This window comes from Ammoniphilus sp. CFH 90114, from assembly GCF_004123195.1.
GTDB lineage: Bacteria > Bacillota > Bacilli > Aneurinibacillales > RAOX-1 > YIM-78166.
Genome location: NZ_SDLI01000002.1, coordinates 256,941 through 280,854 on the forward strand (window position 1 = coordinate 256,941; position 23,914 = coordinate 280,854).

A 23,914-nucleotide genomic window follows, 5' to 3' on the forward strand; every position below is an offset into this window, starting at 1 on the left:
GAAACAACTATCGAGTGGAGACTGGGACCTTAAAAATACTTACGACCCAGTACGCTAGAGGAAGCACTCAAGCTTCTCGATGAGCTTGGAGAAGAAGCCAATGTCTTTGCCGCTAGTTGTATCTATGAAAAAAAGAAAAAATAATTAGTTTCAAATCAAACATTTTCCTATAAAAGTGAGCTACAGCTTTGCAAAAAGCCGTCTATAAGATGAATGGAAACCCAATGGAAACCTTTTGTTTCCATTGGGTTTCCATTTTGGAAGTACACTATTTCCAACGGGAGTAACAAAAACAAGAAACTCTTCAACTAAATGAGCTTTTGAAGAGCCAAACATACTATATGTTGCTGGAATTGATTAAGGGCACACGATTTATTGTGGTTGTGGATTTTATCTTAAGAAAATTTGTAAAATTGGCATGAATCTTGCTTTTATAGATTAGTGTATTACAAAAGTTAGGGGGAATTTCATGTTAACAAAAGCAGCAATAACTCATGGTAAAGGGGAACCATTTCAAATCGAGGAAATTACAATTGACGATCCTAAAGCAGGGGAAGTTTTAATCCGCATTCATGCTACAGGTGTTTGCCACACGGACTTGATTGTTAGAGACCAGTATTATCCGGTTCCTTTGCCTGCAGTTTTAGGACATGAGGGTGCCGGAATCGTTGAAAAAGTAGGAGAAGGGGTCACAAGTGTTAAAGAAGGGGATCATGTTGTACTTTCATTTAGCTCGTGTGGAGACTGCACAAATTGCAGGAGTGGGAATCCGTATGCCTGCTCTCAATTTTTTGAGTTGAATTTTACTGGAAAAATGAAGGATGGAACTTGCAGATTACACAAAGATGGACAGGATATTTCGAATTTTTTTGGTCAAGCCAGTTTTGCGTATTATTCTGTTGCTTCTGAAAGGAATGTGGTTAAAGTTCCAAAGGATGTACCGCTTGATATCTTAGGACCCTTAGGTTGTGGCATTCAGACAGGCAGTGGGGCTGTTCTTAATAAACTAAAGCCAAATGCTGGATCAAGTATCGTTATTTTTGGGTGTGGCTCAGTGGGGCTAAGTGCAGTCATGGCTGCTAAAGTAGCCAGTTGTACCACTATTATTGGGGTTGATGTTCAAGATAGTCGATTGGAATTAGCGAAAGAACTTGGCGCAACCCACACCATCAATCCTAAGGAAACAAATACAGTGGAAGAAATTTTGAAAATAACAGGAATGGGAGTCAATTATTCTATCGAAACTACAAGTCGCCCTGAAGTATTGCGCCAAGCAGTTGATTGCCTGGCTACTCTAGGCCGTGCCGTTGTTATTGGGGCACCTCCTATTGGTACGGAAGTTAGCTTGGATGTAAATACCGTTTTATTTGAAAGATCCGTAACCGGTGTTTTACTTGGTTCTGCAGTACCACAACTATTTATCCCAAAATTAATTGAGCTCTATAAACAAGGGAAATTCCCATTTGATAAATTAATTACATTCTATAGCTTAGAAGAAATAAACCAGGCAGGCGCGGATTCGGAATCTGGTGTTACAATCAAGCCAGTACTCAGAATCGGGTAAATGAAAGGGGGAAATAGAATGTCAGTTAAAACTTATAGATACTCAGAATGGAGTAAAATGTTCATTAATGGTTCTTGGAGAGAAGGGTCTAGCGATAAATATTGCAAGGTTACGAATCCTTATAACCATGAGGTATTAACACAATTCAAATATGCAAGCAAGAACGATATTGATGAAGCTTACCAAACAGCTGAAAAGGCCCAAGCCTATTGGAAAAATGTATCCGCTTACGAAAGAATAAGCGTTCTAGAAAGAGCAGCACAAATTGTTCAAAACAAAAAAGAAGAGCTTGTACAGCTTCTTGTAGAAGAGACAGGGAGTTCTCAATTGAAGGCGAGTATTGAAGTCGATTGTTCCATAGCAGATATAAAAGCTGCGTTTTCTTACCCCATGATGATGGAGGGGTCGATTCGCCCTTCTGCCATACCAGGAAAAGAAAATCGAGTATATCGCGACCCCGTAGGAGTGGTTGGTGCGATAACCCCCTGGAACTGGCCATTATACTTAACAATACGCGTCGTTGCACCAGCCATTGCTACAGGCAATAGCGTGGTTCTTAAACCAGATTCGCAAACGCCGATCTCCGGTGGACTTGTCATTGCCAAAATTTTTGAAGAAGCTGGACTTCCTAATGGCATATTGAACGTGACGGTTGCGGATCTTGAGGAGATTGGAGATTCATTTGTCGAACACTCCGTTCCAAGTGTGATTTCCTTTACAGGTTCAACAGCAGCAGGAAGACATGTTGGTTCATTAGCTGTGAAGCATCTTAAGAAACCAGCGCTAGAATTAGGAGGGAATAATGCTTTTATTGTGCTAGACGATGCGGATATCGACCAAGCCGTTTCTGCTGCATCATTTGGTAAATTCCTACACTCCGGTCAGATTTGTATTGCGATGAACCGCATTATTGTGGATCGAAAAATATATGATCCTTTTGTAGAGAAATTCTTAAATTCAGCCTCCCAAATCAAGGTCGGCAACCCAGCAGATCCTGAAACTATAATAGGACCGCTTATTAACCGCAAACAAGTCGATAGGGCATTGAACTTAGTTGAACAGAGCGTCGCAGAGGGAGCTAAGTTGATTAGAAGAGGTCATGTTGAAGGGAATCTGATGGAACCTTTCGTTCTTGTGGATGCTACTAATGAAATGTCCATTGCCCAAAATGAAGCTTTTGCCCCTATTGCATGCATCATCCCGGTCGATAGTGAAGAAGAGGCTGTTCGGGTGGCAAATGATACTCCATTTGGATTAAGTGGAGCGGTTTTCTCCGGTTCTATTGAAAGAGGGATAAACGTAGCGCTACAGGTTAAGACAGGAATGATCCATGTTAATGATCAGACGGTTAACGTAGAACCCAATGTTCCGTTCGGCGGGGAGAAGAGTTCCGGTATAGGCCGATATTGCGGGGAATGGGCACTCGAAGAGTTTACAACAGTGAAATGGGTTTCTGTTCAAAAGCAACCTAGACAATATCCATTTTCGTAAACTATATAGCTCACTATCTTGAACCATGAGATGAATGCTCATGGTTCATTTTTTATTGCATCGAGATAGAGAGAGCAGGATATCGGATATTGTATACGAATGGGTTAACTTCATCAAACATGGGATTGTGAAGCCAGAATTAGCAGACTTGGAAGCGCATCCATTCCAGTGGAAACCATGTGTTTCCGTTTTTCTCGGATTTAGACGTGAATGAGATAAGTAAAAGGAGCTCCTGCATTGGTATGATACTTGCTTAATTTATTTGTTAAATCAAAATAGGGAGCTTGGAAAGAAGAGGTGAAGATAGAACTGAATTTGTAAGCGCAAACAGAGATATTTCGCGATATAGGGACCGCTAATATCTTTGGATGGACGCTGGCGATTGAACGAGTTCCGCAAAGGATCGCAGAAGGGATTTTAGTTCAGAAATGAACGATATGATAAATCTTTCATCTAATTGTAATGTTATAATGTTGGTTATATTCCAAACTCATTACATGTCGCTTTTCTTTGTGCTCATTTACATTATCACAGGCTGAGGTCTTTGTTCTTGTGGTTAAAACAGGGTTTACCCCCAGCATATACAAGCACCTAACAATCATACATGCGGCATTAAAACTTTTTTTCATTCGGGTCTTTCCTCCTTTTACATGTAACTGATGCAATACTAATGCCAAATGCAAGTGAACATAGAGTAGAGAAGGAGTGTTGAGAATGGGAATTGCACATTTAGTAGAAACCTCTGTCCCAACGATCCAAAGCCAATCGCTGGTCAGGCATGCTATTGAAATTATAAAACACTACGATGTGGAAGGTATTCCTGTTTTAGAAGGGGAGAAATACATGGGGATGGTATACGCCAGGAAGCTCTTGGGTGCTGAACTTGATGAGCCGGTCGCCATGCACATCATTGCAGATCATGTGACGGTAACGGAAGAAATCACACTGCAAGCATTCCCAGGTTTATCCGAACGATATGTACCTATCGTGGAGGCAGGAATATATAAAGGATGCATGGATAGGAAACATCTTTTTGCCTTAATCCGCGATCAGTTCCAACAGCAGCAGTCCGTAATCGATCAGTCTTACGACGGGATCCTGATTGCGGATGCACAGGGATACATCTTGTATATCAACAAGGCACTCGAACAAATGACTATGCTCAAAAAAACAGAGCTAGAGGGCATGCATATGACAGATCTGGTCAGCAAGGGATTGTTTCGTAACGAGTCCGTGGTGATGAAAACGCTACAGACGGGAAAGTCCTATACCAATGTGCAATCCTATAAAAACACAGGCCTTGACACCTTAGTCACTGCAGCTCCTGTCCATGATGAGCACGGCGAATTAAAGTTTGTCCTGGCTAACGTTCGAGATATTTCTGAGCTTACCCGATTGCAGAAGCAGTTGGAAAAGTCTCAAGAGATTACCAACCGCTATCAAACCGAACTCAAGCAGTTGCGTTTTGAAAATATGAAATCCACGGGAAAGCTGATTGCCTATAGCCAAGAGATGGATGATGTTCTTGATTTGGTGTATCATGTGGCTTCGTCAGATTCTACTGTACTGCTTCTGGGGGAATCCGGAGTTGGAAAAGAAGTCATGGCGAAGATATTACATGAAAACAGTTCCCGGGTTGAGACGGGGACCTTCATGAAGGTCAACTGCGGAGCCATTCCTCCCAATTTATTGGAGTCAGAGTTATTCGGATATGATCAGGGTGCTTTTACTGGAGCGAAGAAGGGAGGAAAGCCTGGCATTTTTGAGCTGGCGCACAATGGGACCCTATTTCTCGACGAAATCGGAGAGCTGCCGCTAGACATGCAGGTTAAATTACTTAGAGTCCTTCAGGAGCAAGAAATCATGCGCGTAGGGGGCGTAACGCCCGTTAAGATCAATGTTCGCATCATTGCTGCAACCAATCGCGATTTGGAAGAAATGATAAGACAGGGAACGTTCCGTCAGGACCTATATTACCGCTTAAACGTCGTACCGATTAAAATCCCACCGATTAGAGAACGCAAGGCGGATATTGTTCCTCTACTCGGGCATTTCCTCAAGTTTTTTAATGAAAAATATCATTATTCGAAGAAGTTTTCCAGTGAAGCGGTTGATCAGCTCATGATGTACGGCTTTCCGGGGAATGTCAGAGAGTTGTCCAACCTCGTGGAGCGGCTGGTTTTGACTTGCCGGGAGGATATTATGGATGTCCACCATTTGCCAAGCAATGTCGTTCAGGATATCAGCCAAACAGAATCCCGCTTAAAAGTAGCCGAGCCTCGAGCGGAGGAAGATATCCTGATGCTAGGATGGGACGATCCCCTGCAGGAGGAAAACCGATTTGAACAGCTGGAAAAGGAAGCCTTGGTCAAGGCTTTAAAAAGATACGGATCGGTTCGCAAAACCGGGAAAGCGATGGGGGTATCCCATACCACGGTACTCAAAAAAATGAAGAAATTTGGCCTTACAGCGGGTCAGATCCCATAGGGGGTCGAGACAAGGACAGAGTTGATCTGTCTTTTTTTTTGCGAAATGGGAGGTTCGGATCATCTTTTGATAAACACTGGAAACGCTCACATTCCATATGGAAATGGAGGGGTTCCACTTCGGTGCTCATGACGGCTGGTTTTAGATATGAAAAGTTGGCATCAATCTTGCTTTATAAATAACTGAGAAGCTTCCTTAGGAGAAAGAAAGAAGCAGGAGGGATGAACATGCAGACGGAAATGCAAATTACGGTTCGATCAACCGAAATTGACGGAAATGGTCATGTGAACAATGCCAAATATCTGGAGTATTTAGAGTGGGCAAGACAGGAATGGAACACTGAGGTGGGTCTGACTCCTGAAGCCCTAGATCAATACGGAATCAAGCTGGTTACCGTCAATATCAACATTAATTATAAAAAGGAATCACGGCACGGGCAAAAGCTTGTCGTTATGACCAAGGTGGAAAAAGTCGGCCGTTCTAGCTTTGCTCTATCACAAACGATTCATAATGAAGCGGGCGAATTAGTCGCCGAGGCAGTAACGACTCGTGTAGCTGTTCAAAAAGCGGATGCGAAAAGCTGCGCGATTCCAGACGAGCTGAAGGAGAAGTTTGTCATTCAAGTGGGAGGCTAAATTCCATGTCTAATATCATGAAGGAACTGCTCAGATGCAAAAGGGAAGGGCGATCCGGTGTCCTGGCCACCATTATTCAGGTTGAAGGCTCGGCTTATCAAAAGGAAGGGACGAAATGCTTCTATTCCGAGGATGGCATATTAACAGGAATTCTTAGCGGCGGCTGTGTGGAGCAAGACATCGAAGAACATGCTAAGGACGTTTTGCAGCAGCGCAAGCCCAAAACGATTATCTATGATTTTCGCGGAGAAGCAAGTGACCTTTGGGGATTGGGCGTCGGCTGCAATGGGGCTATTCAGATTTTTTTAGAGCTCTACAATCCCATTCAACAGCCTGATCGCTCCGAACTGATAGAAATGTCAGTGACCCGGCTGATTCAGGAAACCCAAACGGTCGTCACTATCATCGATGGTCCTCATCCCGACAGGATTGGGGAGAAGTGGTTGGCAACGGAGCGAAGGGACCTATCGCTTGCGGTGTGGAAGCTTTTTCATGATCGCATCACACCGGTTCCCAAGCTGCTCGTGTTTGGCGCTGGGCCAGACGCTGTTCCTGTGGTGAAGGGAGCCAAGGACTTGGGGTGGCATGTGACCGTGGCGGACCATCGCCCAGGCTATCTCCACCAGCCTCCCTTCGGCAGTGCGGATCAGCTCGTTTATACGCCAGCGGGGAAGGCGCCTGCCGTGGAGCTCGATGCCCATACCTATGTCGTGATCATGAGCCATCACTTCGAGCAGGATCAATTGATGCTGACTCATGCGCTCCCGTCGGATGTGCCTTATATTGGGGTATTGGGTCCAAGGCATCGTACGCAAAGGCTGCTGGAACATATGGAATGTCAATGGGAGGCTACAAAATTAAAACGCATTCATAGCCCTATCGGATTGGATATCGGCTCGAAAACGCCGGAGGAAATTGCCCTTAGCATTCTAAGCGAACTGACCGCTTGCTATCGGGGAGCCATGGCCTCCTCCTCGCTTAAAGAAAAGGCAGGAGAGTTTCATTGGTATGCATCCGTCATCTAAGCCGACAAGAACCATTTGGGGATTAGTCTTGGCTGCAGGGCTTTCCCGGCGAATGGGTTCTCCCAAGCTGATCCTCCCTTTTAAAGGAAGGCCAATGATCCAGCATATGATCCATTCAGCCGTGCAATCCAAGCTGGATGGGGTCGCTGTGGTGATCAACCCGCAGTGGAAGGAGCTGGAGGAGGCCGTTCAAGCTTCAGGTGCGGATCGTATGGTCCGAAATGAGGAGGCCGAGCAAGGGATGTCGACATCTTTAATCGAAGGATTGAAGTCGCTCCCGCTAGAGGCGGATGCGGTGATGGTTCTACTAGGCGATCAGCCGCACATGCAGTCGGCAATCATCGATCAATTAGTAGAACGGTTTTATCGAGTTGAAAACCCGATCATTCAAGCGACTTACAGAGGCCAGAAAAGTCACCCGGTGATCTTTACTAGAGATCTTTTTCCTCAGCTCCTAAAGGTGAAGGGGGATCAGGGCGGAAAGGACATCATTCGAAGCTTGTCCGATCAGATAGAGTGGGTCGAGTTTGATGACGAACCCATAAATGACATCGATACGATGGAAGATTATGCAAGATTAATAGGCGAGGAGGTTCGTAGATGAGTTCGCTAGGAAAGCCCATGAATCGGGTGGAAGATGCCCGACTTTTGACCGGCAAGGGGACCTATATTGATGATTTGCCGGTTTTTCCGAACACGAAGCAAGTGATGATCATGCGCAGCACGCTTCCGCATGCCCGGATTAAAAGCATTGATGTTAGCGAAGCGCTTAAAATGGCAGGCGTAGAGGGCATCCTGACAGGCCAGGATCTGCGCCAGGATCTCGATTATCTGCCAGTGGGGGTAACGGCCCCGGTGGAATATTACCCGATCGCCATCGAGAAGGTTCGATATGTCGGGGAGCCCATTGCGGTGATTGTGGCAAAGAATCGCTATATCGCTGAGGATGCCATGGAAAAAATCAAGGTGGAATATGATCCGCTTCCCGCTGTAGTGGATGTGGAACAGGCCGCGGAACCCGATGCCCCCATCCTGCATGAACAGGTTGGATCCAATGTAGCCAACCATCGCTATTTCCATTATGGGAATGCCGATCAGGCTTTTGCGGAAGCCGACCATATCATCAAGCACAAGTTTAAATTTCCTAAATATAGCGCAACCCCGGTAGAAACCTATGGCGTCCTGGCCAGTTATGATCACGCTTCGGAAGTCCATACGGTGCACGCTAATTTTCACGGCCCGTTTATTCTTCATTCCTTGATGGCGAAGGCCTTGAAAGTGCCAAGCAGCCACTTGCGGCTCATTACACCGAAGGATAACGGAGGAAGCTACGGGATTAAAGCCGGCTTGGTTCCGTATATCGTCCTGATGTCTGCCGTAAGCAAGAAGCTGGGGCTCCCTGTGAAGTGGATTGAGGACAGACAAGAGCACTTGATGAGCAGCTCCAGCGGGACGGACCGGGTCACGTATATTGAAGCCGCGGTCAAGAAGGATGGCAAGGTCACCGGATTTCGGATGAAGTTTATCGATAACGTAGGAGCGTATATCCGCGCCCCGGAACCGGCTTGTCTTTACCGGAATCATGGGAATACGACGGGTGCCTATGATGTTGCGAACCTAGAGCTCGAAACGATGGCCGTGATGAGCAACAAATGTCCGACGGGATTAATCCGCGGCTATGGCGGCCAGCAAACCTATTTTCCTCTAGAACGCATGATGCACATCATCGCTCAGGAGCTTCAGCTGGATCCGGTTGACGTAATACGTAAAAACCTGATCGCGACGGAAAAGTTTCCGTTTCGCACGGCTACTGGCGGTGTGTACGACAGCGGAGATTATGTTAAAGCGTTTAACCTGGTGGTGGAAACGGGGAAATATCAGGAATTGCGACAACGTCAGGAAGAGGCGAGAAAAGAAGGCCGACACCTGGGAATCGGGTTCGCTTGTATCGTAGAACCGTCCGGCTCCAACATGGGCTATGTCACCATCGCCCTCACGCCGGAGGAACGGGCGAAATCCTTGCCTAAATCCGGGTGTCCGGAAGCGGCAACGGTGTCCATTGATCCGATGGGAAATGTCACCGTACGAATCAGTACAACACCGTCCGGCCAGGGGCATGAAACGGTCACCGCACAGATCGTATCGGATGTACTGGGCATTCCCGCTGAACGAATCCGTGTAATCGCTGAACTTGATACCAATACGAGCGCCTGGTCGATTGCATCGGGTAGCTACTCCAGCCGATTTGCCGCTCTTGGATCCAGTGCCGTGTACCATGCCGCAGGCAAAGTAAAAGCGAAGCTGATCAAGATTGCCTCGTCTTTGCTCCACACGTCAGAAGACGAATTAGAGCTGCAAGAGGGCAAAGTGTTTGTGAAGGAGCAGCCGGAAAAGCAGGTTCCCTTAAGGAGGCTGACGGGACTGGCACACTGGAATCCAGCAGACCTGCCAGCTGACATGGAGGCCGGTATCTATGAAACCGCGTATTTCTCGCTGCCTCAAGCGATCCAGCCGGATGAGAACGATTTGATCAATTCTTCAGCAACCTATGGTTTTGTCGCGGACTTGGTGCTGGTGGAAGTGATGCCGGATACGGGAGAGGTGAGGATCGAAGATTACTTCACCGTACATGATGCCGGAACGCTATTAAATCCGAAGATTGTAGATGGCCAAATCTATGGCGGTCTAGCGCATGGCATAGGTGGAGCGCTATATGAAGAGCTGATGTATGATCATCGCGGGCAGTTCCTGACCGGTTCGTTCATGGATTACTTATGTCCGACGGCTCCTGAGATTCCGCGTGTGACCCTGAAGCATATCGAGACCCCGTCACCACTAACCCCGCTGGGGGCGAAGGGACTGGGGGAGGGCAATACGATGAGCGCGCCGGCAGCGGTGGCGAACGCCGTGAGCGATGCCCTGGAAGGTTTTGGTGTGAAGATTGATACGTTGCCTTTGAGCCCGAATTATATTTGGAAATTACTTCGATAGAATCCTACTTAATTAAAATGGTGAGGTGCATGAGCATGAATGGAAAGGGAAGTATCACATTAGAAGCTGGAGTGGAGCAAGCATGGGATGTCCTGCTGAACCCGGAGGTTTTGGCCAAGTGCATTATGGGCTGCAATAAGCTGGAGCTGGTGGAAGAAGGCAAGTATAAAGCGGATTTGTCCGTCGGGATCGCAGCGGTAAAAGGAAGCTATTCCTCTACGATCGAATTGGCGGATCTGGAGAAACCGAAGCGCTATAAGCTGATTGTGAAAGGGGAAGGCGGCCCGGGACATGTGGAAGCGACCGGGGTGGTCGACCTGTCAGCCGTGGATGCGAATACCACCACTTTGAATTATGAGTATGAGGCAGAGGTTGGCGGAAAAGTGGCCATGATCGGCCAGCGCATGCTCGGTGGTGTGGCGAAGCTGATTATTAATGACTTTTTCAAAAAGTTCAGCAAAGAGGTTAAACAAGCCGTAGGTTCATAACGGGGAAGGGGGAACGATGGAATGAAACCGGCTGCATTCGATTATCTGCGACCCAGCACGCTGGAAGAAGCCCTCAAGCTTCTCGATGAGCTTGGAGATGAAGCCAAGGTCATTGCAGGGGGGCAAAGCCTCGTGCCGATTATGAACATGCGGTTAGCCACACCGAAGTGCTTAATTGATATTAATCAAATTCCGGAGCTTCGCTATATCGAAGCGGATGGCCCTATTCTGCGGATTGGTGCCTTAACCCGCCAAAGCGAACTGGAGCATTCCCCCGTCATTCGGGAGCGAGTGGGGTTGATGAGCGAGGCAATTCCTTATATTGGCCACGTACAAACGAGAAATCGGGGTACCGTGGGGGGAAGCTTGGTGCATGCTGACCCGACGGCAGAACTGCCGATGACGCTTTTAACTTTAGGCGGTTCAGTTCAGATCTCCTCGCTTGAGGAAACGAGAGAAGTGAAGGCAGAGGAGTTTTTTATCACGTACCTGACCACGGATATCCTGCCCAACGAGCTGCTCACCCAGGTGCAGATTCCCTGGAGCGTGGAACGCCAGGGCTATGCCTTTACCGAATTTAGCCGGCGCCATGGCGATTTTGCTCTTGTAGCGGGTGCTTGTCACATGGTATTGGATCAACAGGACCGGATTGCTGCAGGAAGATTGGTTCTTGGCGGGGTGGATGCGGTTCCGCTGTGGATTGAAGAAGCGTTCGACCTGCTCGTGGGTGAGAAGCTGAGCGATTCCATCATCGCACGCATTCAAGACATCGTAGAAGAACGAGTGGACCCGGAGACCGACCTTCATGCCAGCGCCGATTACCGCAGGCATCTGGCGAAGGTGATGGCGGGTGATGTTCTTCGTCAAGCCTACACAAAAGCAAAGGGGTGAGCAAAAGTGGATCATCACGTTCATACCATTGAAGTCAAAATTAATGGAAAGAAGTACCGCGAAACGGTGGAGTCTCGCCTGCTGCTCAGCGACTTTCTCCGCGAGAACTGCGGGCTAACGGGAACCCATGTGGGATGCGAGCATGGCGTATGCGGGGCATGTACGGTTCAAGTCAATGGATCGGCGGTCCGAAGCTGCTTGCTCTTCGCGGTTCAAACCGATGGCCAGGAAATCAAGACGGTGGAGGGATTAGCCCAACCGGGTAGCCTGACGCCGCTTCAGCAGAATTTCTCCGAATGCCATGGCTTGCAATGCGGATTCTGTACGCCGGGAATTCTGATGTCTACCGATGATTTCTTAAGGCAGCACGCATGTCCCTCCACGAAAGAAATTAAAGAGATGCTGTCCGGTCACCTCTGCCGGTGTACTGGATATGACGGCATTGTAAAAGCCATAGAAAAAACGGTAAAAGAAAAGAATGTCGACGAAGACAAGGAGATGAAGCTATGTACCTAGGAACCCTGTTTGATTTTAGCGTGGAGAGATTCCCCGACCGAATCGCTCTCGTACAGGGAAAACAGCGCTATACTTACCAGCAGTTGAGCAATGAAGTCACTCGAGTCGCCTCCTCACTCCAGAAGCATGGAGTGGGGAAGCAGGACCGTGTCATGATCATTCTCAAGAATCGCCTTGAAACCGTGATCCTGTATTGGGCAGTGCAGAAGCTTGGAGCGGTATTTACGCCGATTAACTTCCGATTATCAGGTGAAGAAGTGGAGTACTGCGTTAATGACGCGGGTGCTAAGGTGGTCGTCTATGAGGGAGCAAGCAAGGATGCGGTAAAAATGGCGAGGTTCCAGAACAGCCCTCTTCTTGTTGGGCTAGAGGATGACTGTGAAGCAGAGGTTACGTACAAGGAGCTAGTAGATAAAGGGGCAGATGGATACGAGAGGCCCGATGTCAAAGAGACGGATGTCGCGCTCATGCTGTATACATCGGGAACAACGGGCAGACCAAAGGGAGTACCGCGCACGCACATGAACGAGTACTCAGCAGCCTTGGCCCATACCATACAAAACCAGTATGCCGATGGTGAGAGCACACTTGGCGTAATGCCATTATATCACACGATGGGGATGCGTTCATTACTTTCCATGCTGGTTCTCAATGGAAAATTCGCGATCCTGCCTGATTTCGATTCCGAGGACGCGCTAAAAGTGTTGAGCGAAGAGAAGATTAGCTGTGTCTATCTGGTACCGACCCTCTATCATGATATTCTCCATCATCCTCGCTTTGGCGAATACAATTTGTCGCATCTGAAAAAGATTGGCTATGCCGGAGCGGCAATGACGACCGCTTTGGCTGAAAAGTGCAAGGCCATGCTTCAGCCCAACATTTTTGTGAACCATTACGGGAGCACTGAAGTGTATACCTTTACGATTTGTCCAGATGTCGCCGCCAAGCCAGGCTCTGCCGGAAAGCCCGGGATTCATCAGAATATCCGGCTGGTGGTGGCTGATCCGGATGGCAAATCGACGGCGAATGATGTCGTAGGAATCGGAGAAGTGGGTGAAATTATCGCCAACACGGAATCAGGAGAAGCCTTCAAAGGGTATTGGAATCGCCCGGATGCAACAGCCAAGGCGATTAGAGAGGGGTGGTACTTTACGGGAGATTTGGGCGTGCTCGATCAAGACGGGGATCTGTTTGTCGTCGGCCGCGTGGATGACATGATTATCTCCGGAGGGGAAAACATTCATCCCTTGGAGGTCGAAGATCTCCTAGCCAAGCATCCGAAGGTATCTGAAGTAGCGATTGTCGGGGAGCCGGATGAACGATGGGGACAGATTGTCACCGCCTATGTGGTGCCGAAGGATTCCCTGCTCACCATGCAGGAGCTGGACCAGTACTGTAAGGCCAGCGCCGAATTATCGAATTTTAAGAGACCTCGAAAGTATGTTTTTGTGACTGAGATTCCGAAGAGTCCAGTTGGTAAAATCCTGCGCAGAAAGCTGCGTGAAGGCGACTATTCTGAATATGAAGCAAGAAATAATGCCGTTTCCTAAACTACTGTTCACATTTGAGAGGAGAATATAGATATGAACCAACAATACGATCACATTACGGTAGAGAAAAATAGAGAAAAGCAAACCGCAACGATTATTCTGGACCGTCCGGAAAAAATGAACTTTGTGAGCATGCTGGGTCGCCAACACTTGACGCAAATCTTCGATGAGCTGAACCGGGATGAAGAAGTGCGGGTTATCATTATTAAGGGTGCAGGAGACAAGTGCTTTACGGCCGGGGGAGATATCCATGGGTTCTTGGAAGTCCATCAAGAAGAATTGTCTCACTTGGCCGTCAATGTTGCAGCTCCGGAAAGATCGCCTAAGCCGGTCATTGCTCAGCTTCAAGGCTATACCTTTGGCGTTGGCTGCGAAATCGCCATGGCTTGCGACTTCCGCATTGCGGCAGAAGACACCCAATTAGCGCTGCCGGAAATGAATCTAGGGCAAATCCCAGGCAGCGGCGGAACGCAGCGGATCGCGAAGATCGTGGGCCTTACCCGTGCGAAGGATATGATTATGCGTGCTCGCCGCATTCCTGCCCAGGAAGCCTACCAATGGGGTCTATTAACCAAGGTGGTGCCGAAGGACCAGTTAGAGGCGGAAGTAGATTCTCTGGTTGCCGAGCTTGTTCGCTTCTCTCCGCTCGCTCAAAAGGTAGCGAAAGAGGTATTGAATGCTTCGGAGGATAGCCCAATCAGCGTAGGGATTAAGCTGGAAGGCAAAGCCTATGGATTGCTTCGCAGCACGCAGGATTACCTGGAAGGGACAACAGCGTTTGTAGAAAAGCGCAAGCCGAATTTTACAGGAAAGTAAGGAAGGAAAGGGGGGCAGGCTGGCTGGGCTCCCCCTTTATTCCATTTGGGGGGCTATGCTGTGAATAAGAAGTTTGTGGTAGGAATATCCGGGGCGAGCGGAGCGATCTACGGTGTCAGGATCCTCGAAACGCTCCATCGGCTGGGGATTGAATCCCATGCTGTCATCACCGGCTCTGCAGTCCGAACGATTGAACATGAGACGTCCTATAGCCTGGCTTACGTCAAATCTCTTTGTACGCATCTCTATGATGATCGCGATATTGGAGCGAAGATTTTCAGCGGGTCTTTTTTAGTCGATGGAATGGTCATTGCCCCTTGTTCGATTAAAACCTTGTCAGGGATCGCAAACAGCTACAACGATCATCTATTGGTTAGAGCCGCTGATGTCACGTTAAAGGAACGTAGAAAGCTGGTGATTCTCCTTCGCGAAACGCCGCTTCATCTCGGCCATATCAAGCTGATGCTGTCCGTTACGGAAATGGGAGGAGTCATTCTTCAGCCTGTCCCGAGCTTTTATCATAAGCCCACTAGCCTTGACGATATTGTGAATCAGAGTGTGGGGAAGGCATTGGATCAATTTGGCATAGATGCAAAGCTGTTTGAGCGCTGGAGTCGATTCGAAACACGGTGCCCACGGTTTCAGGCGTTCACCTCACCCTCGGAGGGACCTGCCGCTATCATTTAGTCGTTTCGATGAAAAAGCGAAACGATGGGGAGCCGAAGAACGTCATGTTTGCTGCTTTTGCGGGTCATTATGATGTGAAGTAAATTGATCAAATGCTTCTTGCCATGTTTTCTCCGTTTCGGGCGATTCAATCCCGCATCAAGAATCGTCCAGTCGTTCTCCTGCCATAATCAAGAAGGGAAGTATTCCCGGGTTTTTTCATAATGTACAGGTAGCAGGTAGTTCGAACCTAGCCATTTATTAATGAAAAATACACAAGCCCCATAAAGGTTAATAATGAGTACGGTTACCCATATAGAACGATGGGTCGTCGATATTTAGAGGATACCACCATTAACAAACAGGCGAGAGCCACCCCTCCATGAAATCAGTTGAACGCAATATTTTGATTGTGGCATGGATTTGGTAACGGGGATCATTAGCTTCGGAGCAGTCGCACGGCTGCTCATCTTTACATTACGCAACTAGAGGCAAGTTAATAATAATGATGGTAGAATTAGGACATTAAAGTTGGAGGTGAATCTGTGGGAGTCAATTTTACTGATACCAATTTCAATGACGATAATATAATGATTTTCGCTTTTTTATTAAATTCTAATTGGGATTCTACAGGTTTTCCTAAATAGAAAGTACAAAGAAATTTTCCCTAAAAGTCGTTATCAAAAAGCACTTTTTAATATAATTTTCTTCCTGAATGGTGCAGGGATAGCCATTAATTTCGTTACACCAATCGTTGAATATATACATTGGAACTATTTTCTAACCGAGATCGATATCATCGGATCATCGACACAAACCCATTTTTATCGTTTGAGGTGTAACTATGTTTCCGGAACCAGTTGGACAAAAACTAGCCTTTATAGTTGTATTGATTATTCTTGCGATTGCGTTTTACTTCCAAGGAGAAGGTAGATGGTTATTCAACTAAAGAGATTTGATAGTTAAAGAAGTAAAGCCCGATTTCTCTAGTCTTTAGAGAAGAATCGGGCTTTTAATGGAAATCTACAAGCGTTGAAATAAGCAGATTCCTGAAGCTACCCCTGTTATTATCCTACTTTGGGTAGCTGGTGCAATAATGGTTATCATCCAAAGTTTAGCATCATTTATTATGCTAAAACCAGCTAATAGGTTGTCAATACTTGTCTCTTAAATTTTTAAAATCCGATGTTATACTAAAAGTGAGCATGCCAAATAACCTTCCAAATACCTAAAGGAAGGTTTTTCAAGTGCTGATGAAATTTGGAGATTAAGCTAGATCAAGGAACGTTTCTTTGTTTTTTAATAGGGCATAAATCCAATGAAGAAGCTTGTTTACACAGGCAATCATAGCTACTCGGTATGGTTTTCCTTCTTCTCTTTTCTTGTCATAGAATTCCCTTAACTTCTAACTTGGATAGATGCTCTTGGTATTGGAGAAGTAAGTCGATATACAACTGTAGGCTGATCAAATGGCTCTCGTAGGCTGTTTTCTTGAATGGATTACGTGATGCAGCAGTCATAATGACTTGAACTTTTTCTTTAGCCCAACGCTCAGAACGGCTGGTACAAATACAAGCGACTCTCTCAACTAGGGTAGATTCACCTGCATCTTCAATGGATTGCGAGGTAGGGAATTCCCGTAAGAAGGAGAGAGATATCTTCGAAAACAGATCTCCAAAGACTCCATTGTACTCAGGAAAAACCTGATCTAATACTGCATGAAATTGTAATTTCGCTTGAACATACATATCTGTCAGAGATTCAAATTGCCTTGTCAGATGGCGAAGGTTTAATAGCTTTATGCCTCTGTGTTTGTATATCTCGAACTCTTCCTTGTAGTACAACTCCCAAAGTTGAAAGGCATCCACGGCATCCGTTTTCACCTTTCGAAGAGAGGACTTTTTCGCTTGGTTCGAAATTAACGGGTTCACCACAATGTAGAATATATCATGCTCCTCTAAGAATTGAACTACAGCTGCTTGGTAATGCCCGGTTGACTCTAACATTACAGTAGGCAATTGACCTGTACGTGACTCAACCTCCTTAATTAGGTTTAAAAAATATTGAAGCCCCTCCTGAGTATGAACAAAAGAAAAACTCTTACCGTGAGGTTGTCCCTTCTTTAAAAATGCTTGTCCTTGACTTTGCCCCTTGGAAATATCCAGACCAATGACTGGATTCATACATCTCATCCTTTCTAAAATTGAAATATGCCGGTAACCCCTAATACTGCTTGCAGTTCCACAACATCGCTTGTGATACGAGATCCATTGTCCCAACCAGCTAAAACATGGTTTCTACAAGTAGGGGGGCGAACAGTTTTAGCGACGGGATCATAGTCCCAGGGAGTCGGTCGTTCTCCCCCGGCTACCGTAAAAATAAAAACTAATAATGAAAAAAGATCAACCAGAAAAAACTGGCTGACCTTATAATACGACGGGAGTCGTTACTTCCACTTGGCGTTTTTAACAGACTCATTCATTGACTAAACTAAATGGGAGTGGGTTAAATAAAAATCGTCAGTTTGCTTTTATATCCATATAACCTAAAAGTCACTAGAGAAATCTTAATAGTAGGTGAAAATATGGAAAGTAAAATTTATATAAAAGATACCCCTATGTTACTTCTGTTTGGGTTTCTGTTTATTATTATTTTTGGTTTCTGGTTAAGAAAAAGAGTTATTTCATATGACTTCACCAATCAAAGTAAATTAACATTTCTATTGGACAATTATGATTTGATTGGCGCGTTTCTTCTAGGATTAGGATTAATGTTTATTGCGATTTTTCTATAAATAAAGTTATGGTAATCTTAAGGAACACGTTTGTATCGGAGCAGTTCGTTATGGCTGCTCCTTAATCAATTTCTATCCTTTGGTGCTAATATTGGAAGAAACAAAAATTGCTTATACGAGAACACGCCCCCGAGGGAAACACGCCCTAGTGACGGTGGCCGCTTGTTGAGGCTGAGTCTACTTAAATAAATTTGAGCAATGTATTAATTCTTGGCGCCGATGACAAATAGTTTGTTATGTAACCGAAAAAAGATTGACGGAAATCTATAATCAATGTATTATATTCTTACAAACGAATATTCCTCTAAAGGGGAGTAGCTGGTACAGCAAAGTCGTCATTTCAGGGTTATCCCTCGGCTTTGTTGGCAACTATATGTTGTTAGCGAGACCTTTACCATACGAAACGGTAAAGGTTATTTATATTTTTATGACCTTTACCGAGATATGGTAAAGGTCATTTTTTTTCTAAAATAAGGAGGAGCGAAGAAGAGAATGGAAATGTCATTATTGTTTGAGTATGGGTGGGTTTTATTAGTTCTCATTGCTTTGGAAGGGCTTCTAGCTGCGGATAACGCTTTAGTTTTGGCGATTATGGTAAAGCATTTGCCTGACGAACAAAGGAAGAAGGCTCTATTTTATGGTTTGGCAGGAGCTTTTGTATTTCGTCTTGCTTCATTGTTTATCATTTCATTTCTTGTCGATGTATGGCAGGTGCAAGCAATTGGAGCGATCTATCTTCTATTCATTGCGATATCCCATATCTTTAGAAAGTTAGTTGTGAAAAAGGCAGAAGAGGAAGTAGCTATGAAAGCAGGTCATGGTGAAAAGAAAAAGGGTTCTGGATTTTGGATGACTGTCTTTAAGGTAGAACTAGCTGATATTGCGTTTGCAGTCGATTCCATCCTAGCAGCGGTTGCCTTAGCAGTTGCCCTTCCAAAATCGAACTTACCTCAAATAGGAGGCATGGATGGAGGGCAGTTTCTAGTTATTTTTGCAGGAGGTTTTATCGGACTTATTATTATGCGTTTTGCTGCTAATGTATTTGTTAATCTTTTGCAACGCAAACCGGGTTTGGAAGTTGCAGCCTTCTTCATCGTAGGTTGGGTAGGGGTAAAGCTGGCAGCTTATACGCTGTCTCACCCAGCTATCGCTATTCTTCCTGACGGCTTCACTAGTCAGCCAGCCTGGAAAATTACGTTCTATAGCGTGCTTATTCTTATTGCTGTAGGAGGATGGTTCTTATCTAAGGACGAAGGTGGAGAAGTAGCTCAGCAGCAAGGGAAGGCTGTTTAATTTCAATGAAATGAAAAGAGGTGCTGGAGTAGATGAAGAAGGCAATTCTCATGGTTGTCATTTTGTCAGCATTCATGTTAAGTGCATGTTCTCTTTCAGAGGAAGTTAATCATTCATTAGAGTATGCAAACGAAATTAAGAAACAACTAGATACACTAAGTAGCTTTGCAGAAGAGGCACCGCAATTGCTTGAGGATGCAGCTTTAAGTCCAGAGGCCAGAAAAGAACTGGAGAGTCAATTGAATGAATTGAAAACAAATATAATTGACTTTAACAAGATTGAAGTTCCTTCGTTGGCCGAAAGCATTCATGAGCAGTTAATTGTGAAAAACCAAGCTCTGTTAGATGAATTAAATAAGGTAGTGGAGAATGGGAATGTCGTTTTGGATCGTATCGAAAATACACAAATTTTTAATACAATTAATGATGTAATTAGTTTGTTGAATCGGATTGAAAATTTAGGACTATAAACTGACGTTACTTTTGCATTTTAAGCGATATGGGTGGTATGAAGTATGGAACTGGTAGTTAGAGGGTGGATAATTAGGGCTGCGATATTAGTCTTATCTGCTGTTATATTTATAGTGCTGGCAAGAGATTTATATTTAAATGACCCGATCGAAATAGATATTTTGGTTGTAGAAGTCATAGCAGCTCTTCATCAACCAGGAATGCTGACCGCTATGGGAATTCTTACAGAGACCGGATCGGTATGGTGGTTTGCCTTCTTTACTCTTTTTGTGGCCGGGACTTTATGGTGGTTACAGCATAGTCTTTGGTCTATCCTCTGCTTCCTTTTTGCTGTTGGTGGTGGAGGGTTATTGAATAAATGGTTAAAACTATTTTTTGAACGTGAACGCCCTAACATCTTGCTGGAATATGAAGCAAGCGGATATAGTTTTCCTAGTGGTCACGCCATGGGTTCTTTGATTTTTTACGGATTTATCTACTATCTGGTACAAAAGAGTGAGGTCCATCGTCGGGTGAAGTTCTTATTGAGCAGTTTGCTGGTGATGCTCATTCTACTGATCGGTTTTAGTCGACTTTATTTGGGCGTTCATTATTTAACCGATGTGATAGCTGGGTATACGGCAGGTATGGTATGGCTTACTTTTTGTCTGGCAATATTTGAATTCAAGAATGGGGCAAGATTGAGGCAAATATAATGCACCTTTGGTGTTTAGGAGGACTTTTCTAATTTGATACCCGATGTTGAACTTGTCCGAGATCCTTCCTTGCAGTTGATTGGCGAAGGGAGGAGCGCGTTCGTTTATCGAATCCAATCGACGGATAAAGTAGTTAAGATATTTTTCCCTTCCTTTACTCATTTAGCTAAGGAGGAGGCTTCTATTTACCAGGTACTGCAGGGAGTGAGATATTACCCTGAGCTTCATGAGACTGGCCCAAACTATTTGGTTATAGATTACATTGAAGGTCATACCTTGTTTGAATGTTTAACGAAAGGCATTGAAATTACAGACAAGCATACTACGGAAGTGGATAAAGCATTAAGGTTAGCAAGGGCAAAAGGATTGAATCCATCAGACATTCACCTTCGAAATATTATGATTACGACAAATGACCAAATAAAATTGATTGATGTAGCTCGCTTTAGACAATCAAAAGAATGTACCCAATGGGATGATCTTAAGGTAGCTTTCAATAGATTTTATCGTTTGCGTTTTTTTCCAAAGAAGATCCCGGCATTTATTCTTAATCTGATTGCAGCCTTGTATAAGCGGAATCTTTTACAGACTTTGACGCGTACGAAAAGGGATTGAACATGCTACTATGTTAGTTATTAAAAAATGGCTGCCATCATAAAGGCAGCCATTTTTCTATTCAGCGAAATTACTCCTTACTTTGAAAAAAATTACTCTGTACAACTGAATAACCACAAGAGGAATGAAAGACAAAATATAAATGGTTGCAAACTGTGCTGCATTCAGATTAGCAATTTCAAATACACTCATCAGCGGTGGGAAAAGTAAAACCAAGTGCAGCAGTACGACTCCAATGATGACAGCATACCATAGATATGGATTCGAGAAGACACCGATATTTAATAACGTCTGGCTACTTCTTGAGTTGAAACCGTGAAATAATCTTGCTAAGCATAAGGTGGAGAAGGCCATGGTACTTGCCACCATCGTGTCTCCGGTCGATAAACCCATGTGAAAAGCAATTAAGGTTGAGATGGCGATGATGACACCTTCAACTGAAACCCGTTTCGCAAAGGTTTTATTTAAAAGAGGGATGTTAATATCTCTAGGCTTTTCCTTCATTATCTGTTTATTATGAGGCTCAAGTCCGATGGCTATAGCAGGCAAACTGTCGGTAAGAAGGTTAATAAATAGTAAATGTACGGCAGCAAAGGGAACAGGCAAAGCTAATAAGGATGCGTAAAGAACAGACAAAACCCCACCCATATTTCCAGCTAATAAGAACTTAATGGAATTCTGAATGTTGGCGTAGATGCTTCTTCCATTAGAGATCGCTTTTACAATGGTAGAAAAGTTATCATCCGTTAGAACCATAGACGATGCCTCTTTCGCAACTTCTGTCCCTGTGATCCCCATGGCGATTCCAATGTCAGCTTGTTTCAAAGCAGGTCCATCATTGACACCGTCTCCCGTCATCGCAACGACATTCCCTTTTTCCTGCCAAGCTCTTACAATCCTAATCTTATGTTCTGGAGAAACCCTTGCATAAACGGAGAGAGAAGCTACCTTTTCTTGAAGTTCATGATCACTCCATTTCTCCATTTCAGAGCCCTCTACTGCTTCTGAGTCATCTTTAAGAATACCTATCTGCTTAGCAATGGCAGATGCTGTAATCTTATGATCTCCGGTAATCATAACCGGCTTAATGCCTGCTTCAATACAAGAAGCTACAGCTGCTGCGGATTCAGCTCTTGGGGGATCCATCATGGAAATTAAACCTACAAACGTTAAGTCCTTCTCATCTACAAAACCTATGGTTGTGCCTTCGTCTACTTCTTTATAGGCAAACCCAAGAACCCGAAGACCGCTCATCGAAAAATCACGATTTACATTCTCTATTTCTTGTCGATGTTTTTCGGTAAAATCTATAATGCCATCCGAAGTTTCTATCCTCGCTACTCGTTGTAAAAGGACGTCCAATGCGCCTTTTGTAACCATCAAGGTCTGACCTTCATAATGGTTGACTGTACTCATCATTTTGCGATCAGAGTCAAAAGGCAATTCTCCGAGCCTTGGGTATTCTTCCCTGATCATCAGTTCATCTAATTGGTATTCTTCACCTAGATCTACCAGCGCGATTTCTGTTGGATCTCCGATCTCCTTTTTATCGATGGTCACGGAATCATTACATAGTAGAGACATGAATAGAATTCTTTTTTCAATTGGATTCTCTAAATGTAATTGGTCATGTTCCATGACCTTTTGATTCACATAGAGTTTTTGAACCGTCATCTTGTTTTGAGTCAACGTACCTGTTTTATCAGAACAAATCACGGATATACTTCCTAAACTTTCTACAGCATGCAGCTTTCGGATAATGGCATTTTCTTTCGCCATCTTCTGGGTTCCAAAAGCTAATACAATGGTCACAATGGAGCTTAATGCCTCCGGAATGGCTGCTACGGCTAATGCCACGGCAAACATAAACGAATCAGCAATCTCGTTTCCTCTTAGGATATCTAATATGAAAATAAGGATCGCAATAGCAATGATAATACCCGCAAGTTTTTTTCCAAATTGATCAAGACTTGCCTGAAGCGGTGTCTTTTTCTCCTTGGCTGAGTCTAACAAATTGGCAATCTTCCCAATCTCTGTCTTCATGCCAGTGTTTGTCACAACGACAACACCACGTCCATAGGTAACAAAGCTGCCAGAAAAAACCATATTCTTTTTATCACCAATAGGAACATCCTTCTCAACTATGGGGTCAACGTCCTTCTCGACACTTAGGGACTCGCCTGTTAGGGAGCTTTCATTAATTTGCAAACTGTGATTCTCTAGTATTCTCCCATCTGCACTTACAAAATCACCTGCATCAAGAAAAAGGATATCGCCGACCAACAGTTCCCTAGAAGGGATCTCAACCTTCTGACCGTCTCTTACGACCTTTGCCGTTGGAGAAGAAAGGGCTTTTAAACTATTTAAGCTTTGTTCTGCTTTCAGATGCTGAACCGTTCCTAGAATGGAGTTCAGGATGATAACGACCAAGATGACAATCGTACTCTCAAACTTTCCTAAAAAAGCTGAAATAATAGCTGCTGCAATTAAAATAATGACCAAAAAGTCCTTAAACTGTTCGAAAAAGACTCTAATTGCTGTTTTTCTTTTCCCTTCAGCCAATTCATTATATCCGTATTGATCTCGACGTTTCTCTATATCTTCTGATACTAAACCTTTTTCCGTAACGTTCAGTTCATCTAACACGTCTCTTGATGTTTTCATAAAAAAACCACTCATTAGAAAAATCCCCTCCTTTATCAGTGCCTCTAGTATGTTCAAACGCTATACTTTTATCGATTATCACCATTTTACCTACAGCAAAGTTATTTTTATATATGATTTTACTGATCTTTTTAAAAACTTTGTTAAACTTTTTAAAAGTAGGACCAATTTACTAGTTTGCAACAAAACTAGCACTTGCAACTGCAGGAATAATATTCCTTGACAGGAAATATATAAGTTAAGTATCATTTATTTTGTGTTT

Annotated in this window: 20 protein-coding genes and 1 pseudogene; 18 read left to right on the forward strand and 3 right to left on the reverse strand. The window is 44.6% G+C overall.

The genetic code is table 11. The features are described 5' to 3' along the window. Positions 1-469 precede the first annotated feature (469 nt). The 14 genes from EIZ39_RS05960 to EIZ39_RS27235 all read left to right on the forward strand — a co-directional run bounded on the left by EIZ39_RS05960 (position 470) and on the right by EIZ39_RS27235 (position 15,224). Complete coding sequence (locus EIZ39_RS05960) at positions 470-1,564, forward strand: NAD(P)-dependent alcohol dehydrogenase (protein ID WP_129198465.1); 1,095 nt, start codon at positions 470-472, stop codon at positions 1,562-1,564. Between the two features lie 18 nt (positions 1,565-1,582). Beyond that, entirely contained in the window at positions 1,583-3,055 is a 1,473-nt protein-coding gene (locus tag EIZ39_RS05965; RefSeq protein WP_129198467.1) for an aldehyde dehydrogenase family protein, read from the forward strand. A 714-nt stretch (positions 3,056-3,769) separates the two neighbouring features. After that, positions 3,770-5,542 carry a sigma 54-interacting transcriptional regulator gene (locus EIZ39_RS05970; RefSeq protein ID WP_129198469.1) on the forward strand — a complete coding sequence of 591 codons (1,773 nt, stop codon included), beginning with the start codon at positions 3,770-3,772 and terminating at the stop codon, positions 5,540-5,542. 227 nt (positions 5,543-5,769) lie between these two features. Continuing rightward, positions 5,770-6,177 carry an acyl-CoA thioesterase gene (locus EIZ39_RS05975; RefSeq protein ID WP_164984927.1) on the forward strand — a complete coding sequence of 136 codons (408 nt, stop codon included), beginning with the start codon at positions 5,770-5,772 and terminating at the stop codon, positions 6,175-6,177. A 5-nt stretch (positions 6,178-6,182) separates the two neighbouring features. After that, positions 6,183-7,202, forward strand: a complete 1,020-nt coding sequence (locus tag EIZ39_RS05980; RefSeq protein ID WP_129198473.1) for an XdhC family protein — start codon at positions 6,183-6,185, stop codon at positions 7,200-7,202. Further along, entirely contained in the window at positions 7,186-7,806 is a 621-nt protein-coding gene (locus EIZ39_RS05985; protein WP_129198475.1) for a nucleotidyltransferase family protein, read from the forward strand. Before EIZ39_RS05980 ends, EIZ39_RS05985 begins: the two co-directional genes overlap by 17 nt. Continuing rightward, positions 7,803-10,193, forward strand: a complete 2,391-nt coding sequence (locus tag EIZ39_RS05990) for a xanthine dehydrogenase family protein molybdopterin-binding subunit (RefSeq protein ID WP_129198477.1) — start codon at positions 7,803-7,805, stop codon at positions 10,191-10,193. The genes EIZ39_RS05985 and EIZ39_RS05990 overlap by 4 nt, the downstream gene beginning before the upstream one ends. A 29-nt stretch (positions 10,194-10,222) precedes the next feature. Next, complete coding sequence (locus EIZ39_RS05995; RefSeq protein ID WP_240675717.1) at positions 10,223-10,681, forward strand: SRPBCC family protein; 459 nt, start codon at positions 10,223-10,225, stop codon at positions 10,679-10,681. A 21-nt stretch (positions 10,682-10,702) separates the two neighbouring features. Beyond that, entirely contained in the window at positions 10,703-11,572 is an 870-nt protein-coding gene (locus tag EIZ39_RS06000) for an FAD binding domain-containing protein (protein ID WP_129198479.1), read from the forward strand. A 6-nt stretch (positions 11,573-11,578) separates the two neighbouring features. Then, the gene (locus EIZ39_RS06005; protein WP_129198481.1) at positions 11,579-12,088 is read left to right on the forward strand and encodes a (2Fe-2S)-binding protein; all 510 of its coding nucleotides are present in this window, start codon (positions 11,579-11,581) and stop codon (positions 12,086-12,088) included. Then, positions 12,079-13,638, forward strand: a complete 1,560-nt coding sequence (locus tag EIZ39_RS06010) for a class I adenylate-forming enzyme family protein (RefSeq protein WP_129198483.1) — start codon at positions 12,079-12,081, stop codon at positions 13,636-13,638. The genes EIZ39_RS06005 and EIZ39_RS06010 overlap by 10 nt, the downstream gene beginning before the upstream one ends. 33 nt (positions 13,639-13,671) lie before the next feature. Further along, on the forward strand, positions 13,672-14,454 hold the full coding sequence (locus EIZ39_RS06015; RefSeq protein ID WP_164984928.1) for an enoyl-CoA hydratase/isomerase family protein: 783 nt from the start codon (positions 13,672-13,674) through the stop codon (positions 14,452-14,454). Between the two features lie 60 nt (positions 14,455-14,514). After that, the gene (locus EIZ39_RS06020) at positions 14,515-15,141 is read left to right on the forward strand and encodes a UbiX family flavin prenyltransferase (protein ID WP_129198487.1); all 627 of its coding nucleotides are present in this window, start codon (positions 14,515-14,517) and stop codon (positions 15,139-15,141) included. After that, positions 15,084-15,224, forward strand: coding sequence for a UbiD family decarboxylase domain-containing protein (locus tag EIZ39_RS27235; protein ID WP_240675718.1), 141 nt, complete (start codon positions 15,084-15,086; stop codon positions 15,222-15,224). Before EIZ39_RS06020 ends, EIZ39_RS27235 begins: the two co-directional genes overlap by 58 nt. 87 nt (positions 15,225-15,311) lie before the next feature. On the opposite strand, the gene EIZ39_RS27240 is transcribed toward EIZ39_RS27235, so the two are convergent. Together EIZ39_RS27240 and EIZ39_RS06030 are read right to left on the reverse strand one after the other, a co-directional pair. Further along, the gene (locus tag EIZ39_RS27240) at positions 15,312-15,458 is read right to left on the reverse strand and encodes a TMEM164 family acyltransferase (RefSeq protein ID WP_483296023.1); all 147 of its coding nucleotides are present in this window, start codon (positions 15,456-15,458) and stop codon (positions 15,312-15,314) included. A gap of 929 nt (positions 15,459-16,387) precedes the next feature. Continuing rightward, positions 16,388-17,303, reverse strand: a pseudogene (locus EIZ39_RS06030) (IS110 family transposase). 1,103 nt (positions 17,304-18,406) lie between these two features. Here EIZ39_RS06030 and EIZ39_RS06035 point away from each other — a divergent pair. From EIZ39_RS06035 to EIZ39_RS06050, 4 genes are read left to right on the forward strand one after another with little or no spacing between them, the layout of a single operon-like run. Further along, positions 18,407-19,207 (forward strand): TerC family protein, encoded by an 801-nt coding sequence (locus tag EIZ39_RS06035; protein ID WP_129198489.1) that lies wholly within the window; start codon positions 18,407-18,409, stop codon positions 19,205-19,207. Between the two features lie 32 nt (positions 19,208-19,239). Continuing rightward, complete coding sequence (locus EIZ39_RS06040) at positions 19,240-19,677, forward strand: DUF6376 family protein (RefSeq protein ID WP_129198491.1); 438 nt, start codon at positions 19,240-19,242, stop codon at positions 19,675-19,677. A 45-nt stretch (positions 19,678-19,722) separates the two neighbouring features. Then, entirely contained in the window at positions 19,723-20,373 is a 651-nt protein-coding gene (locus tag EIZ39_RS06045; protein WP_129198493.1) for a phosphatase PAP2 family protein, read from the forward strand. A gap of 33 nt (positions 20,374-20,406) precedes the next feature. Next, positions 20,407-20,988 (forward strand): protein kinase family protein, encoded by a 582-nt coding sequence (locus EIZ39_RS06050; RefSeq protein WP_129198495.1) that lies wholly within the window; start codon positions 20,407-20,409, stop codon positions 20,986-20,988. A gap of 57 nt (positions 20,989-21,045) precedes the next feature. Here EIZ39_RS06050 and EIZ39_RS06055 read toward each other — a convergent pair whose 3' ends face one another. Next, entirely contained in the window at positions 21,046-23,667 is a 2,622-nt protein-coding gene (locus EIZ39_RS06055) for a calcium-translocating P-type ATPase, PMCA-type (protein ID WP_129198497.1), read from the reverse strand. Between the last annotated feature and the right edge of the window lie 247 nt (positions 23,668-23,914).